Source organism: Pseudomonas bohemica (assembly GCF_002934685.1).
Taxonomy (GTDB): domain Bacteria; phylum Pseudomonadota; class Gammaproteobacteria; order Pseudomonadales; family Pseudomonadaceae; genus Aquipseudomonas; species Aquipseudomonas bohemica.
The window spans coordinates 94,409-109,520 of sequence record NZ_NKHL01000107.1 but is presented as its reverse complement, the minus strand read 5'-3'; the positions used below and the strand labels follow the sequence as shown (position 1 = coordinate 109,520).

General features: G+C 62.0%; 14 protein-coding genes. 5 read left to right on the top strand and 9 right to left on the bottom strand.

Annotated elements, in window-relative coordinates; genetic code table 11:
• Positions 1-89: 89 nt before the first annotated feature.
• On the bottom strand, positions 90-4,403 hold the full coding sequence (locus CE491_RS13825; RefSeq protein WP_110948906.1) for a DEAD/DEAH box helicase: 4,314 nt from the start codon (positions 4,401-4,403) through the stop codon (positions 90-92).
• A 304-nt stretch (positions 4,404-4,707) separates the two neighbouring features.
• Here CE491_RS13825 and CE491_RS13820 point away from each other — a divergent pair, with 304 nt between their 5' ends.
• Positions 4,708-5,592, top strand: coding sequence for a sugar nucleotide-binding protein (locus tag CE491_RS13820; protein ID WP_110948905.1), 885 nt, complete (start codon positions 4,708-4,710; stop codon positions 5,590-5,592).
• Positions 5,585-6,523, top strand: a complete 939-nt coding sequence (locus CE491_RS13815) for an NAD-dependent epimerase/dehydratase family protein (protein WP_110948904.1) — start codon at positions 5,585-5,587, stop codon at positions 6,521-6,523. Before CE491_RS13820 ends, CE491_RS13815 begins: the two co-directional genes overlap by 8 nt.
• A gap of 160 nt (positions 6,524-6,683) precedes the next feature.
• Here CE491_RS13815 and CE491_RS13810 read toward each other — a convergent pair whose 3' ends face one another.
• From CE491_RS13810 to CE491_RS13790, 5 genes are all read right to left on the bottom strand, one after another.
• A complete protein-coding gene (locus CE491_RS13810; RefSeq protein ID WP_110948903.1) occupies positions 6,684-7,370 on the bottom strand; it encodes an OmpW/AlkL family protein in 687 nt (228 codons plus the stop codon).
• Positions 7,371-7,527: 157 nt separating this feature from the next.
• On the bottom strand, positions 7,528-8,061 hold the full coding sequence (locus tag CE491_RS13805) for a DUF3299 domain-containing protein (RefSeq protein ID WP_110948902.1): 534 nt from the start codon (positions 8,059-8,061) through the stop codon (positions 7,528-7,530).
• Between the two features lie 10 nt (positions 8,062-8,071).
• Positions 8,072-9,337 carry an ABC transporter permease gene (locus tag CE491_RS13800; protein WP_110948901.1) on the bottom strand — a complete coding sequence of 422 codons (1,266 nt, stop codon included), beginning with the start codon at positions 9,335-9,337 and terminating at the stop codon, positions 8,072-8,074.
• Between the two features lies 1 nt (position 9,338).
• Positions 9,339-10,049, bottom strand: a complete 711-nt coding sequence (locus CE491_RS13795) for an ABC transporter ATP-binding protein (protein ID WP_110948900.1) — start codon at positions 10,047-10,049, stop codon at positions 9,339-9,341.
• Between the two features lie 66 nt (positions 10,050-10,115).
• Complete coding sequence (locus CE491_RS13790) at positions 10,116-10,679, bottom strand: DUF2796 domain-containing protein (RefSeq protein WP_110948899.1); 564 nt, start codon at positions 10,677-10,679, stop codon at positions 10,116-10,118.
• Positions 10,680-10,811: 132 nt separating this feature from the next.
• Between CE491_RS13790 and CE491_RS13785 the strand changes: the two genes are divergently transcribed.
• A complete protein-coding gene (locus tag CE491_RS13785) occupies positions 10,812-11,168 on the top strand; it encodes a hypothetical protein (protein WP_110948898.1) in 357 nt (118 codons plus the stop codon).
• Here CE491_RS13785 and trxA read toward each other — a convergent pair.
• The 3 genes from trxA to CE491_RS13770 all read right to left on the bottom strand — a co-directional run bounded on the left by trxA (position 11,162) and on the right by CE491_RS13770 (position 13,314).
• The gene (gene trxA, locus CE491_RS13780) at positions 11,162-12,034 is read right to left on the bottom strand and encodes a thioredoxin (protein ID WP_110948897.1); all 873 of its coding nucleotides are present in this window, start codon (positions 12,032-12,034) and stop codon (positions 11,162-11,164) included. The two genes, CE491_RS13785 and trxA, sit on opposite strands and share 7 nt — an antisense overlap.
• A gap of 177 nt (positions 12,035-12,211) precedes the next feature.
• Positions 12,212-12,865 carry a class I SAM-dependent methyltransferase gene (locus tag CE491_RS13775; RefSeq protein WP_110948896.1) on the bottom strand — a complete coding sequence of 218 codons (654 nt, stop codon included), beginning with the start codon at positions 12,863-12,865 and terminating at the stop codon, positions 12,212-12,214.
• A complete protein-coding gene (locus tag CE491_RS13770) occupies positions 12,862-13,314 on the bottom strand; it encodes a YbaY family lipoprotein (RefSeq protein WP_110948895.1) in 453 nt (150 codons plus the stop codon). Before CE491_RS13770 ends, CE491_RS13775 begins: the two co-directional genes overlap by 4 nt.
• Positions 13,315-13,476: 162 nt before the next feature.
• Here CE491_RS13770 and nrdR point away from each other — a divergent pair, with 162 nt between their 5' ends.
• Complete coding sequence (gene nrdR, locus CE491_RS13765; RefSeq protein WP_165869747.1) at positions 13,477-13,941, top strand: transcriptional regulator NrdR; 465 nt, start codon at positions 13,477-13,479, stop codon at positions 13,939-13,941.
• Between the two features lie 2 nt (positions 13,942-13,943).
• Positions 13,944-15,083, top strand: a complete 1,140-nt coding sequence (gene ribD / locus CE491_RS13760; RefSeq protein ID WP_199885104.1) for a bifunctional diaminohydroxyphosphoribosylaminopyrimidine deaminase/5-amino-6-(5-phosphoribosylamino)uracil reductase RibD — start codon at positions 13,944-13,946, stop codon at positions 15,081-15,083.
• Positions 15,084-15,112 lie beyond the last annotated feature (29 nt).

Below are 15,112 nucleotides of genomic sequence, written 5' to 3'. Positions count from 1 at the left end.
GCGCTGGCCCGCGATGGCGATGTGCTTGTTGCCGAATGGTTGACTGGCGCACAGCCATTGCGGGCAAGCGCGCTCCTACGCTTGCAGAGCTATCTGAACAACCGATCCCGCACCTGCAACATCATCCCGGCATCCAGCTCGCCCCAATACTGTGGTTTGCCCGCGACTATGGCCGCGATGGGTACTCCGTCGCGATACACCAAGCGATTGCCGACCACTGCTGCAACCTTCGCGCCCGGCAGCAAGGTGCCCGCCAGATTCAGCGGATCGACGCCACTGACGCCGATCAGGCTGCCATCCAGCGGACGTTTGCGGACCTCCCGAAGCACAGGGATGGCCTCTGGCAACGCAAACTGCTCACCAGCTAGCCCCGCAATGAAGCGTCCGCCGCGAATGTCACCCCGCGCTTCCAGACGATGGAACGTACGCAGCAGCTCTCGCCAGCTCGGCAGCCAGTCGGCTTCACGCTCAAGCAGCCGCCAGAACACCACGCCGTAGCGGCGCAGCAAGGTCATGGCGATGTGCTCCAGCGTGTCGCTGTCCAGCCGTTGTGGCGATGTGGTTTCAGGGGCTGGCGCTCGACGCAACAGGGCCCAGCGCCCGGCATCGTCCATGCCACCGATGAATGCCCCGCGATTGCGCCGACTGGTGTGGGTCGCGCGTTTGCTGGCGGGGGTAATCAGTGCGCGCAGGCCGGCAAAGCTGTCGGCGTTAACCAGGCCTGCGCCGACCAGTTCCTGCAGCGCGTTTTCCAGCTCGGTGCGCAGTAAATGCGCTTCAGTCGTCAGTTCGTCGAAGAACATCGCGCCCTGAGTCGACAGCACCTCATGCACCCGCTGGGCGCGCAATGAAAGCTCGGTGGGCGCAGGCTGTTCAGTCAGGCCGCTCCATAGCCGCACCTGCGGGCGCGGCAGCAACACAATCGGCGTACTGCGCAATGCCGCGCTGCCAACCTTGGTGCGGCTTGTCAGACGCATCCACATCACCTTGCCGGACCGGCACAGGTCATCCAGCCAGCTCTGGGAATAATCCTTCAGTCGCGCCGGAAGAATATCGCTGTCCCACGCGCCAGCGGCGGCAGAAAAGCCCTCCAGTTGATCGACCACTTCGGGCAAAGCCGCTTTGCCCTGGCTCTGAGTCGATGTAGAGAGATGCTGCCAATCGAACAGAAAGCGCATGAAGTCCTGCAACGAAACAGGCTCGATTTCCCGACGCAGGCGTTTGACCGTGTAGCGATGAATGCGCGACAGCAGATGCCGCTCGCACCATTGTTCTTCGCTGGCGCCGGGGCTGAAACGGCCACGCAGCACATAGCCTTCGTTTTCCAGCTGGGCCAGCGCCTGAGCGACATCGCTTGGCTGTAGCGCCAACGGCGCGGCGATGTCTGGCACGGTTAACGGCCCGAAACCGCTCAGGCGCGCGCGAACGATTTCAACCTTGGCGTCGTCTTCATTCCAGACTTCATCGAAGCCGGGCAGCACTGCCAGCGGTGGATGCATTTCAGCCGCAGGATAAACCGCCCGCAGGCAGGTAAGACGCTCAAGGGCAATCCACAGCGCCTGCTCAGGCGAGACCTGCAAACGCATGGCGCGGCCAGATCGGGCCAGGTTCTCCAGCCACTTCATCCAGTCGCTTTGCTCCCGCGCTTCGGCGCCACTGACACACCCCAGGCTCATCAGCGCTTCGTGCATTTCGTCGATATTCTGCGGTTGCGGCCAGGCTTCCTCGGCCACCGCAACGATAGCCTCAGCGTCCAGCGCGCCCAGATCGTCGGCCGATTCCGGATCGCTCCACCGACGGTTGAGGACCGCTTGAGTGCGACGCTCTTCCAGCGGCGCGTCGTCGAGGAAGGTGTAGGGTTTAGCGTTGAGAATCTCGGCCGCCAGCGGAGAGGGCGCGGGCAGATCGCGGGCGATCAGGCGCACATCGCCTTTTTCCATGCGCCGCAACAACGCCAGCCAGCCGTCAGCGTCCATGGCTTCGTGCAGGCAGTCGTCCAGTGTCTGCTCCACCAGCGGATGCTCGGGCACTTCGCGTTCGCCGACGAGGTTTTCCAGGCAGGCGATCTGGTCCGGGAACACCGTAGCGATCAGGTCCTCACTCTTCATACGTTGCAGTTGGGGCGCGACTTTTCGACCGCCCGCATAACGCGGCAGAGCCAGCGCGACTCCGGCGTTCCAGCGCCAGCGCACATTGAACAAGGGCGCATCCAGTACCGCCTGAATCAAGATGTGTTCGGCGCTGTTGGAATGTAGATAACGCCAGACCTCATCCAGTGCAAAGCTGTGGCTGGTGGACAGCGACAACACAATGGCGTCTTCGCTGGCGGCAGCCTGCAGTTCGAAATTGAAGGTGCGACAGAAACGTTTGCGCAACGCCAGGCCCCATGCGCGATTGATGCGACTGCCAAAGGGCGTGTGGATGACCAGTTGCGTGCCCCCGGATTCGTCGAAGAAGCGCTCCATCACCAGCGTGTCCTGCGATGGCAAGGCGCCGAGGGTAGAGCGCGCCCGCGCCAGGTACTCCACCAATTGCTCGGCGCTGTCCAGGCCCAGGCCCAATGTGGTCATCAACCAGTCGGTGCAAGGCTGCAGATTGCCCGGATGGTCGCTGAGTCGCTGATCGATGTCGGCTTGCAATCGGGCCACGGCGAACGACAATTCATCGCTGCGCCCCGGTGCTTCACCCATCCAGAAGGGGATGTTCGGCGGCACGCCTTGTGCGTCTTCCACTCGTACTCGGCCCGATTCGATGCGCAGGATGCGGTAAGACGTGTTGCCCAGCTGAAAGATGTCGCCCGCAAGGCTTTCCACCGCAAAGTCTTCGTTGACCGTGCCGATGTTCAGCGCCTGCGGTTCGAGGATCACGCTGTAGTCGGCGTTGTCCGGAATCGTGCCGCCGCTGGTCACCGCCGTGAGTTTGCTGCCGCGTCGGCCGCGCAACGTTCGAGTCACGGCATCGCGATGCAGGTAAGCCGCACGCACGCCCTGCCGCCCGCTGTAGCCTTCGGCGAGCATGCCCAACAGCGCCTGATAATGCTGCTCGTCGAACTCGGCGTAGGGCGACGCCTTGCGAAACATTTCCAGTAGTGCCTGTTCTTCCCACTCCTGGCAGCTGACCTCGGCAATGATCTGCTGCGCTACTACGTCGAGCGGCGCCTTGGGAATCAGCAACGTGTCGAGTTCGCCGCGGCGCACGCAGTCCAGTAAGGCTGCGCACTCGATAAGGTCATCGCGGGAAATGGCGAACAGCCGCCCCTTTGGCGTGCCGCCCACGTGGTGCCCGGAGCGTCCGACACGCTGCAGGAAAGAAGCAATGGAGCGCGGGGAACTGATCTGACAGACCAGATCGACATCGCCGATATCGATGCCCAACTCCAACGAGGCAGTGGCGATCAGCACTTGCAGGTCGCCGCGCTTGAGTCGTTGCTCGGCGTCCAGCCGTTGTTCCTTGGCCAGACTGCCGTGGTGCGCGGCCACGGCCTCCTTGCCCAGGCGCTCACTGAGAAAGCGTGCCATACGTTCGGCCAGACGCCGGGTATTGACGAAGATCAGCGTGGTCCGGTGTTCGCGCGCCAGCTCTGCGAGGCGGTCGTACACCAGTTGCCAGACATCATTGGCCATTACCGCCGTCAGCGGCACGGGCGGCACTTCGATTGCCAGGTCTCTAGGCCGGGCATGGCCGATGTCGACAATGGCGCAAGGCCGACTGACCGGATCGCTGCCGACCAGAAAGCGCGACACCCGCTCGATGGGTTTTTGCGTCGCCGAGAGGCCAATGCGCAGCAAGGGTTTGTCACACAACGCCTGCAGCCGCTCCAGACTCAGCGCCAGATGACTGCCGCGTTTGCTGGCGGCGATGGCGTGGATTTCGTCGACGATCACCGTCTGTGTGCTCGATAGCATGCGTCGGCCGGAGTCCGAGCCCAGCAACACATATAGCGATTCCGGGGTGGTGACCAGAATGTGCGGCGCTGTCTTGCGCATCGCGTTGCGCTCTTTTTGCTGGGTGTCGCCGGTGCGCACGGCGGTGCTGATGCGCAGCCCCGGCAAGCCCCGCTGCTCAAGCTGTTCGGTGATGCCAGCGAGCGGGTTCTGCAGATTAATCTGAATGTCGTTGGACAGCGCCTTGAGGGGCGAGACGTAGACCACGAAGGTCTGATCTGGCAACTGACCGCCTAGCTCAAGGCCCTGATGGACCAGGTCGTCGATCACCGCCAGAAACGCAGTCAACGTCTTGCCGGAGCCGGTAGGCGCGGCGATCAACGTCGATTGGCGGCGCTTGATCAGCGGCCACGCCTGGGCCTGGGCAGCGGTAACGGCCGGGAAGGTCCGGGTGAACCAGGCGCTGACGGCCGGATGAAAGTCGTCGAGCACCGGAGCGAGAGTCTGGAGAAGGTTCATGCCTCTGTTTATGAGGGTGAACGTTAAGGGATGCAAGGGCCGGTGATCGGGCTTGGTCCGTGTGATGTATGGCATAGGGCAACTGTGGGAGGGGGCCTGCTCACGAAAGGGGAGTTCGAAGAGCCCAGATATCCAGCCCATGATCGCCAGTCTTCGTGAGCAAGCTCACTCCCACCGATAAAATGCCCGGCGAAACACCGCGCCCAGCCCACCTGTTGGGACTTATCCGCGCGACGTGTTATGTTTGCGACCGTTTTTCACCTATTGTTTCCAATTGAATTCCAAGACCGAGCCTGCTGACTCTATGCGAATGCGCCTTATGCTGTTGGGCGGCGGGAATGCCCTTGGGCAGGCGTTGATTCGTCTGGGTGCCGAGGAGGACATTGGCTTCCTCGCACCGCGTCCGCCACAAGACGGGTGGGATGCGGCAAGCCTGACGCAACTGCTCGATGACACCCGCCCGGACGCCTTGATCAACCTTGCTTACTACTACGACTGGTTTCAGGCGCAGAGTGTGAGCGCGGAAAGGCTGGACACCCAGGAACGCTCCGTCGAGCGTCTGGCGCAGCTGTGCCAGCATCACAACATCGTTCTGGTTCAACCTTCCAGCTATCGGGTATTCGATGGCTCGCGCGCTACTGCCTATAGCGAGAAGGACGAACCGGTCCCGCTGGGCTCCCGTGGTCAGGCGCTGTGGCGCATTGAACAAAGCGTGCGCGCCACTTGCCCGCAACATGTGCTGTTACGTTTTGGCTGGTTGCTCGATGACAGCGCCGATGGTGTGCTCGGGCGTTTCCTGACCCGCGCCGAAACCACGGACGAACTGCTGCTGGCCGATGACCGTCGCGGCAACCCAACGCCTGTCGATGACGCCGCGCGGGTAATCATTTCGGTGCTCAAACAGCTCGATTGCGCCGCGCCGCTGTGGGGCACCTATCACTACGCCGGTCATGAGGCCACCACTCCGCTGGCGTTGGGGCAGGCGATTCTCACCGAGGCGCGCCTGATGCGCACGCTGGCCATCGAAGCGCCAACCGCCCAAGCCCACGCCGCCAGCCCCGATGCCGCCGAAGAGCCGCAGAACGCGGTGCTGGCCTGCAAGAAAATCCTTCACACCTTTGGTATCAAGCCCCGCGCATGGCGTGCCGGTTTGCCCAGCCTATTGGACCGCTATTACCGTCATGTCTGATGCTCCTGTCCTTATTACCGGCGGCGCCGGTTTCATCGGTTCGCACCTGGTCGACGCTTTGCTCGCCAAAGGCTATGCCGTGCGCGTGCTCGACGACCTGTCCGCCGGCAAGCGCAGCAACCTGCCGCTGGACAATCCTCGGGTCGAGCTGATCGTGGGCGATGTAGCCGATGCGGCGCTGGTGGCGCGGGCGGCGATGGGTTGCCAGGCAGTCGCGCATCTGGCGGCGGTGGCTTCGGTGCAGGCCTCGGTAGACGATCCGGTCAAGACCCACCAAAGCAACTTCATCGGCACGTTGAACGTCTGCGAAGCCATGCGTCAGGCCGGCATCAAACGCGTGGTGTTCGCCTCCAGCGCGGCGGTGTACGGCAACAACGGCGAAGGCCAGGCCATCAACGAAGACACGCCCAAAGCGCCGCTGACACCGTATGCCTCGGACAAGCTGGCGAGCGAGCACTATCTCGACTTTTATCGTCGTCAACACGGTCTGGAGCCGGTGGTGTTTCGCTTCTTCAACATCTTCGGGCCGCGTCAGGATCCGTCTTCACCGTATTCCGGGGTGATCAGCATTTTTGCCGAGCGCGCCGAGAAGGGCCTGCCGATCTCGGTTTTTGGTGATGGCGAGCAGACTCGGGACTTCTTTTATGTCGAAGACCTGGTCGATCTCGTGGTGCAGGGTTTTGAGTTGCCGGTGGCCGAAGAGGGCGCAGTCAACGTCGGCCTGAATGCCACTACGTCGTTGAACGAGCTGTTGGCGGCATTTGGTCAAGTGGTCGGGAGTTTGCCCCCGGTGACGTATCTGCCGCCGCGTTCGGGAGACATCAAGCATTCCCGCGCTGACAACCAGCGTTTGCTCGCACGCTTCAGGGTACCGGAGCCGACGCCTCTCGCTATAGGTTTGGCGCGCCTGATGGGGCGCTGTGCCTCGTAAGCTAATCCCTGCAACGCAAAAGGCACCCATGGGGTGCCTTTTTTACGCAATCATTCTTTATCGGAGCGCGCTTGCCCGCGAGAGGCCCATGTGACCGACCGAGATTCATCGGATGGAAGACTCTTCGCGGGCAAGCGCGTTCCTACAGGTCAGCGGCGTTTCAGAACTTGTAACCAACACCAACCATGTAGACCCAAGGGTCGATGTCAACATCCACCTTGGTTTTGCCAACGCTCAGCGCAGATGGGCCGTCAACGCTGGCCTTGGTGTCGATGTCGACGTACCACACCGAGGCGTTGAGCATGATGTTGTCGGTCAGCATGTAATCCATACCGACCTGCCCGGCCAAGCCTACCGAATCCTTGAGCTTGAGGTTGCTGAAACCCTGATCCTTGCGCTCGCCGCTGAGGTCAGTGTCGAAGAACTTGGTGTAGTTCAGGCCGATACCGGCATAGGGTTGGAATTTCGACGCGGCGTCCATCGGGTAGTACTGCAGCGACAGTGTGGGTGGCAGCTGTTTGACGTCTGCCAGCTTGCCGTCCAGTCCAGGACCCAGGCCTTTCACGCCGATGGTGTGGCTGAACGGGGTCGCGGCCAGCAGTTCCAGGCCCACGTGGTCGGTCAGCATGTAGGCGAAGGTCAGGCCCAGTTGTGTCGAGTTGTCGGCGGTGGCTTTGGTGCCCGAGACTTTGGTCCCGTCGAGCTTCAGGTTGCCGCTGTCCTCGTTGGGATTCACCCGCGCCGCGCCCGCGCGCACGATGAAATCACCGGCCTGGTGGGCCTCGGCGGCGATCGGTGTGCAGAGGGCAAGCGCAACCAGAGATGCGCCGAGCAGGGACTTGTTCATGGGGGCTCCGAAAGGGCGTTTAGAAGTGATGCCCTATGTTACGAAGTGTCTGATGCGCGGGTTTTGACACAGCTCAATGAAATGAAGAACAGCTGCGAGTTTCAAATAGGTTCGCGGTGTTGCGGCTTGCTGGATCTGTCTTGCAGCTGGTACCCGATCACTGGCCGCTGCTGTCATCCGGCAATTCATAAACCAGAATCTTGTCCGCCTCCATCTGATACCCCGCATCGGCCAGTTCGCTGGTGCTGGATTTGACCTGCATCGGCCCTTCGATCCAGTACGGCTGGTACAGCTCGTCGACCTTCACCCCAAGCTCACTGGTGACGTGGACGATCTGGTTCGGCGGCGGTGGCGGCACGTGTATGCAGGCGCCGAAGTACGGCACCAGCAGAAACTCGGTGACGCGGCCTTCTTCGCTGACTTCCAGCGGCACGATGTAACCCGGCAGGCGCACCTGTTGGCCGTCCAGCGATTTCACCACCGGGGCGTTCGGCGCCAGTTGATGGGCCGCTGGCGCTGATTCCACCGACAAGGCATCAGCCATTTTCGACAGGTCATGGATGGGCGCGGTGATCAGTTTCACCGGTGGTGCGTCGGGCGGGATCATTTCCTGCCACGTCAGCACCCGCAAGTCCTGCGCCCATGCGCTCGATGCGACCAACAACCACAACAGCACCCACGACCTGCGCATTACCACGTCCTCATAAACGAATCGACAAACCATCCGCCAGCGACTGGCGATAAGCACGCCACGCAGGCACGACGCCCATCAGCAGCGCTGCTCCGAGAATGCCGCCGAGCAGCGTCCATTCATAAGCGCTGGGCAGCGAGAGCGGCAAGTACAGGCCGTAATTCGCCTGCACGTAACCCTGCGCGGCCGCAATGCCGATGTACAGCAGCGCCAGACCGCTGACCGCACCCGCCAGTGCCAGGGCAAACGCTTCGAGAATCAGCAGGGTTGCGACATGCCAGGGCCGAGCGCCGACCGAACGCAGGATGGCCATCTCCCGCCGCCGCTCGTTGAGGCTGGTGAGGATGGCTGTCAGCATGCCGATCAATCCGGTCAGCACCACGAACAGCGAAATCACGAAAAGCGCCTTCTCAGCCGTGCCCATCAGGCTCCACAGTTCCTGCAAGGCCACGCCCGGCAGGATCGCCAGCATCGGCTCACCACGGAATTCATTGATTTCCCGTTGCAGGGCGAAGGTGGAAATCTTGCTGTTCAGCCCGAGCATGAATGCGGTGATGGCGGTCGGCGTCAGGTCCATGTTGCGCGCCTGATCGGCGGTGATACGTCCTGCGCCCTGAGCCGGCGCGCCGTTGTGCCAATCGATGTGGATCGCCTCCATGCCGCCCAGGCTGATGTGCAGCGTGCGGTCCACCGGCGTGCCGGTTCGCTTGAGGATGCCGACGACGGTGAACGGCATGTCGTCGTGCTTGACCAGGCTCACCACGGCCACGCCATGGGCCAGCACCAGCTTGTCGCCGAGCTTGTAATGCAGCGCCTCGGCGACTTCGGCACCGAGTACCACTTCAAACGGATCGGTGTCGAACGGTCGTCCATCGACCAGTTCCAGATGTCGCTGGCGGCCGTACTGGTAGTGCTCGAAATACGCTTCGGTGGTGCCCATCACCCGATAGCCGCGATGGCTGTCGCCAAGGGAAACAGGGATCGCCCACTTCACCTGCTTGCTGCCTGCGAAGTGCTCGAAGCTGTCCCAGCGGATGTTGTTGGTGGCGTTGCCGATGCGGAACACCGAATACAGCAGCAGATTGACCGAGCCGGAACGAGCGCCGACGATCAGGTCCGTGCCGCTGATGGTGCTGGCAAAACTGGCGCGGGCTTCGGTGCGCACGCGTTCCACGGCCAACAGCAGACACACTGACAGTGCGATGGCGAAGGCGGTGAGAAACGCGGTAAAGCGACGGTTGGCGAGACTGGCCAGCGCCAGGCGAAGAAGATACATCTCAAACCTCGGCGGCGACGGCGGCGCGATTGAGTTCGGCCAGCGACAGATTGCGGTCGAACAGCGGCGCCAGGCTTTGATCATGGCTGACGAACAACAGGCTGGCCCCGGCCTCGCGACATTCGGCGAACAGCAGCTGAATGAAGGCTTCACGGGCGTCGGCATCCAGAGCCGACGTCGGTTCATCGGCGATCACCAGTTCCGGTTGACCGATCAGCGCCCGAGCGGCCGCAACCCGTTGTTGCTGGCCGATGGACAGCGAATCGGCGCGGCGGTCGAGCAATTGCGCATCCTTCAAACCTAAATGGGCAAGCAAAGTGGCAGCGGCCTGATCGACGCTGCCATGGCGCTGTGTCGCCCGCTGCGCGCGCAGTTTTGAAAAATGGCAGGGCAGTTCGACGTTCTCCCGCACCGAAAGAAACGGCAGCAGGTTGAACTGTTGAAAAATGTAACCGGTGTGATCGACGCGAAAGCGATCACGGGCGCCGGCCGAGAGCTGGGTCAGCTCTTGACCAAGTAACCGGATGCTGCCTCTATTGGGTTTCTGTACGCCGCCGAGCAGTCCCAGCAACGTGGTTTTGCCGCTGCCGCTCGGGCCCTTGAGGAACAGGGTTTCGCCGGGCTCCAGACGGAATGCCGGGATGTCCAGCAACGGCGAGTGGCCTGGCCAGGTGAAGCCGAGGTCGGACAGCTCGATAAGTGCTTGAGTCATGGCCTGAGTCATATCGGGAAAGTGAACGACCGGAAAATCTCGGCCGTATGTGCGCAGCCGCGATCATTAGAACTTGACGACGGGGTTACTCGGACGCACTTCGGCACCCATCTGACGTTTCGGCGTGACCAGTTGTACCTGAATGGTTTGGGTGGCGGGGAAGCTTTTGAACAGTTGCGTCAGGTCCAGTTTGTTCAGCACCGCCGCAACGCTGCAGGTGAACTGGTAATGGCCGTGGATTTCGCTGTGCTCGTGTTCATGCTCGTCGGTATCGCCGTCGTTGTGGTCATCCCCCTCGTGGCCGAACAGCGGGCTTTCCAGCTTCTGTTTGCTCACCGTGCAACCGGCGGCCTCCGGGATGCTGAACAGGCCGTGGGGCTTGAGCAGGGTTTCCCGTGCGAGCGCCAGCTTCATTTTGTCGGCATCGGTGGTGGCGGGGTGTTCGAAACCGACGATGTTCATGGCCGGTGTATCCAGTTCGATTTCCAGCGTGCGGCCATCCAGCGCCATGTCCAGCCGCGCCACGCCGTGCACATGCGCGCCGAGACTGCCGTGATCATGTTCGTCAGCGGCGTGAGCGATGGCGAGGGGAAGCAGCGCGAACGGAAGGGCCAATAGCAGACGACGCATGGAAAGAGCTCCGGGAGAGGTTCGAAATTGTTATGTGATCTTATAACAATATGTTGTGCGAGTTCTTAACTTTTTTGTCCGGCAATGTCGTGCTGTGGGACCATGCCGCATCGCCAATCAGAGGACACACATATGCTGCGAATTCGTGGAACCGTCGGCGACCTGCCGGTGGATCTGACCGTGGAAATGGACGACGGCGATTGGGCGAAGCTGGGGATCCAGTTGGGCGCGCATTCGCTGGTGAGCATGTCTGATAGCCCTGCGCAGGCCAAACCAAAGGCCAGCCACAACGACGCAGTCTGGAACATCGCTCAGGACCTGCTGCGCAAGTCCGGGCACATGAGCGGGCCGGATTTGCTCGGGCAACTGGAAGGGCTGGCGGGGAGTACGGCGGCAGGAAAGCGCCTGATGGTGCGCATGCGCCACAGCTCCAACGTCAGAGTCGAAAGCCATGGCGATGCGCCGGAGTATCACTGGGTGGATCAGTAAAGCGCAGCGAACAACTTGCGACGATAGGTCGTGACCAGCGGGTGATCGTTGCCAAGCAGGTCGAACACCTGAAGCAGGGTCTTGTGCGGCTGACCTTCGCTGTAGCTGCGGTTGCGGATGAACAGCGTGAGCAGACCCTCCAGCGCCGCGTCGTATTGCTGGCGGGACAATTGTTGAATCGCGAGTTGATACGCCGCTTCGTCGTCCTGCGGATTTTGCGCGATACGGGACTTGAGGTCGGCGACGTCCGGCAAGGCGGCTGCCTGGCCAAGGAACGTCAACTGGGCCTTAGCGCCAGCCAATGCCGCCTTGTGCTCGTCGCCCTTGACCGCGTCCAGCACGGTACGGGCCTCAGTCAGCTCGCCACGCTCGGCCAGGCAGCGCGCGTACAGAATCAGTGCCGCGGCGTTGGAGTTGTCCTCGCTGAGAATGGTCTGCAGAACGGCTTCGGCTTCCGCGAAATGGCTCTCGGCAAACATCGCTTGCGCTGTCTGCAATGGATCGGCTGCGGCAGGAGGCGGCAGCTTTACATGGGGTTCGAGCAGCTTGCGGATCTCGGACTCAGGCTGCGCGCCGGCGAAACCATCGACCGGCTGACCATCCTTGAACAGCACCACGGTCGGCAGGCTACGAATGCCGAAGCGGCCGACGATGTCCTGCTCGGCGTCGCAATCGACCTTGGCCAGCAGCAACTCGCCCTGATAGCTTTCGGCGATCTGTTGCAGCAGCGGCATCAGCACCTTGCACGGCGCGCACCACTCGGCCCAGAAATCCACCAGCACGGGTTTGTGAAAGGAATTCTCGATGACCAACTGATCGAAAGTGGCGGTGGTCGCATCGAAGATGTACGGCGTTTCCTGGCTCATCGTAACTCTCGAAAAAAGGCTCAATGACGGCAACTATAAAGGGCTGGGGGGATTGTCGGAAGTCACGACTCTGGATCGCAGGAGCGCGCTTGCCCGCGAACGCGGTGTGTCTGTAGCGAAATGTAGCCTGACACGCTGCTTTCGCGGGCAAGCGCGCTCCTACAATGACGTCGGTGGTCATCTGATCGCGTGATACAGGCTCACACGCCGGAACTCCCACGGCTCGGCCAGATCCGGCAAGGTTAGCGCTTCGAGAATCCCCAACCGCTCATACGCCGGATGCTGAAAATCTCGCACCCGCGAATCCGCCACCAGCGCTTCTTTGCCGCGACTCAGGAACTGATCGAGCAGTGGCAGGTTGGCGCGGTCGTACAGCACGTCGGCGACCAGAATCAGATCGAAGCGATCTGCCTCGGCGAAGAAATCCGCCGAATAGCTGAGCGTTACCCCATTGAGTTCCGCGTTCGCCTTGCAGGACGCGATCGCGACCGGATCAAGATCACACGCCACCACCTCCAGCGCCCCGGCCTTCATCGCCGCGATGCCCGCCACGCCCGAGCCTGCGCCGAAATCCAGCACCCGCTTGCCTTCGACCCAATGTGGATGCTCGGCGAGAAAACGCGCCAACGCCAGGCCACTGGCCCAGCAGAAACTCCAGTACGGCGGCTCCTCCAGAATGCGTCGGGTTTCTTCCGGGCTGAACGCGCGGTCCATGTTCAAAGCGTCGATCAGCCACAACTTAAGCTCAGTACCCGGCAGCGGCTCGGCGATCAGTCGCGCGTCGCCCAGCAATTGGCTCAAGGCTGCTTGCAGTTGGGGCGGTGGCGTCATGGCATCTTGAAAAATTGCAGTTGGCCCAGTGACTGGGTTTCAGGTTTGGCGATCAACACCGATTGCAGATGCAGAATCAACTGACCGGACTGACTGGCGCGCCCGCGCAACTCGACTCGTGCCCCTTCAGGAAAGGCTTCGGGGTTGAAGCGCAACTGAAACGGCAGGGACTGATTGTTGCCCATCAGCTTGGTGCTGCTTAAAAGCTTCTGCGGGCGATTGCGATCGTCGATGACCAACAGCGCCAGTTCGACCTCGGCGCCAGCCGGCACGCCCAGCAATTGACCGCTTACCTCGCGTTGATAAGGCAGCAGCGGGCCAGGCCCTTCAGGCAGTTTGATCGCGTTGGGTGCGGGTTTGGCAGGGGCCGCAGGCTTGGATGGCTCTGTGGAGCTACAGGCAGCGAGCAAACCGAGCAGGCTGATGACAGCAAGCGAACGTAGCGACATGAACAGCTCCAGCAAACAGAAATACGGGTGGGATGACGCAGTCTCGCCGAGGGGGACAGATTTGGCTGCACCGAATGCGCGTCTATATACCTCAAAGGCCGAGACTTGTCTTGCGGGCGGGATGCGCTACCATGGCCCTCCCTTTTTTTGTTGCCTGCCACCATGCACTGTCCCTTTTGCGGTGCCAACGACACCAAAGTCATTGACTCGCGCCTCGTCGCCGAAGGCGATCAAGTTCGCCGCCGTCGTGAATGCGTTGCCTGCGGCGAGCGTTTCACCACGTTCGAAACCGCCGAATTGGTCCTGCCCCGGCTGATCAAGCAGGACGGCAGCCGCCAGCCGTTCGATGAAGAAAAGCTTCGCGCCGGTATGCAGCGTGCGCTGGAGAAGCGCCCGGTCAGCGTCGAGCGCCTGGAAGCGGCCCTGGCCCACATCAAGAGCAAGCTGCGAGCGACCGGTGAGCGCGAGGTCAAGTCGTTGATCGTCGGCGAACTGGTGATGGGCGAGCTGCAGAAACTCGACGAAGTGGCCTATATCCGCTTCGCTTCGGTGTATCGGCGGTTCCAGGACCTCAACGAATTCCGCGAAGAAATCGACCGACTGGCCCGCGAGCCGGTTAAAGAGTGAGCATGTCCTCCACAGAGCAAAGCGTACTCGACGCTTTTTATATGGCGCGAGCGCTCGAGCTGGCGCGCAAGGGCGTTTATTCGACACACCCCAACCCTCGTGTCGGCTGCGTGATCGTGCGCGATGGCGAGGTGGTCGGCGAAGGCTGGCACGTGCGCGCAGGCGAACCCCACGCTGAAGTCCATGCGTTGCGCCAGGCGGGCGAAAAAGCCAGAGGCGCCACGGCGTACGTGACCCTCGAACCCTGCAGCCACCACGGGCGCACGCCGCCGTGTGCGGACGCACTGGTCAATGCCGGTGTCGGTCGTGTGGTCGCGGCGATGCAAGATCCCAATCCCGACGTCGCCGGACGCGGCCTGCTGCGCCTGATGAGCGCCGGTATCGCGGTGCAGAGCGGCGTACTGGAAAGCGAAGCCCGGGCGATCAACAAGGGTTTTCTCAAGCGCATGGAGCATGGGCTGCCCTATGTGCGGGTCAAGCTGGCGATGAGCCTTGACGGTCGTACGGCGATGGCCAGCGGCGAGAGCAAATGGATCACTGGGCCTGAGGCGCGTTCGGCGGTACAGCGTCTGCGCGCTCAATCGAGTGTGGTGCTGACAGGCGCCGATACCATTTTGGCCGACGACGCCCGACTCACCGTTCGGCCCGATGAACTGGGCCTGAACGCCGAGCTGACTGCGCTGGCCGTGACCCGTCCGCCGTTGCGCGTGCTGGTCGATGGTCGCCTGCGTGTGTCGCTGGATGCGCCGTTCTTCAAGGCCGACAACGCGTTGGTCGCCACCTGCGCTGCGGCATCGGCCCGAGAGCGTTATCAGGAACAGGGTCACGAATTGTTGGCGCTGCCGAGCAGTGGCGGCCATGTCGACCTGCGCAAATTGTTGGTCGAGCTGGCAGCGCGTGGCGTAAACGACGTACTCGTCGAAGCCGGGCCTAGACTCGCCGGTGCCTTCACGCGTATGGGTCTGGTCGATGAGTTCCAGATTTTCGTCGCGGGCAAGTTCATGGGTTCGTCGGCGCGCCCGTTGCTGGACCTGCCGCTGGCGCAAATGAGTGAGGCGCTGGAGCTGAAAATCGTCGAAATGCGTGCAGTCGGAAGTGATTGGCGCGTGATCGCAATACCGACGCCGAACCCGAGCGTATAATTCCGCCTTTCGCTTCTAGCGCTGGCCCT

What these genes read in the sequence shown, in the direction of transcription:
- CE491_RS13785 (WP_110948898.1), top strand. Translation starts at nt 10,812, where the DNA reads ATGCTGCGAATTCGTGGAACCGTCGGCGACCTGCCGGTGGATCTGACC.
- CE491_RS13775 (WP_110948896.1), bottom strand. Translation starts at nt 12,865, where the DNA reads ATGACGCCACCGCCCCAACTGCAAGCAGCCTTGAGCCAATTGCTGGGC.
- CE491_RS13805 (WP_110948902.1), bottom strand. Translation starts at nt 8,061, where the DNA reads ATGCGCAGGTCGTGGGTGCTGTTGTGGTTGTTGGTCGCATCGAGCGCA.
- nrdR (WP_165869747.1), top strand. Translation starts at nt 13,477, where the DNA reads ATGCACTGTCCCTTTTGCGGTGCCAACGACACCAAAGTCATTGACTCG.
- CE491_RS13825 (WP_110948906.1), bottom strand. Translation starts at nt 4,403, where the DNA reads ATGAACCTTCTCCAGACTCTCGCTCCGGTGCTCGACGACTTTCATCCG.
- trxA (WP_110948897.1), bottom strand. Translation starts at nt 12,034, where the DNA reads ATGAGCCAGGAAACGCCGTACATCTTCGATGCGACCACCGCCACTTTC.
- ribD (WP_199885104.1), top strand. Translation starts at nt 13,944, where the DNA reads ATGTCCTCCACAGAGCAAAGCGTACTCGACGCTTTTTATATGGCGCGA.
- CE491_RS13800 (WP_110948901.1), bottom strand. Translation starts at nt 9,337, where the DNA reads ATGTATCTTCTTCGCCTGGCGCTGGCCAGTCTCGCCAACCGTCGCTTT.
- CE491_RS13795 (WP_110948900.1), bottom strand. Translation starts at nt 10,049, where the DNA reads ATGACTCAAGCACTTATCGAGCTGTCCGACCTCGGCTTCACCTGGCCA.
- CE491_RS13815 (WP_110948904.1), top strand. Translation starts at nt 5,585, where the DNA reads ATGTCTGATGCTCCTGTCCTTATTACCGGCGGCGCCGGTTTCATCGGT.
- CE491_RS13770 (WP_110948895.1), bottom strand. Translation starts at nt 13,314, where the DNA reads ATGTCGCTACGTTCGCTTGCTGTCATCAGCCTGCTCGGTTTGCTCGCT.
- CE491_RS13790 (WP_110948899.1), bottom strand. Translation starts at nt 10,679, where the DNA reads ATGCGTCGTCTGCTATTGGCCCTTCCGTTCGCGCTGCTTCCCCTCGCC.
- CE491_RS13820 (WP_110948905.1), top strand. Translation starts at nt 4,708, where the DNA reads ATGCGAATGCGCCTTATGCTGTTGGGCGGCGGGAATGCCCTTGGGCAG.
- CE491_RS13810 (WP_110948903.1), bottom strand. Translation starts at nt 7,370, where the DNA reads ATGAACAAGTCCCTGCTCGGCGCATCTCTGGTTGCGCTTGCCCTCTGC.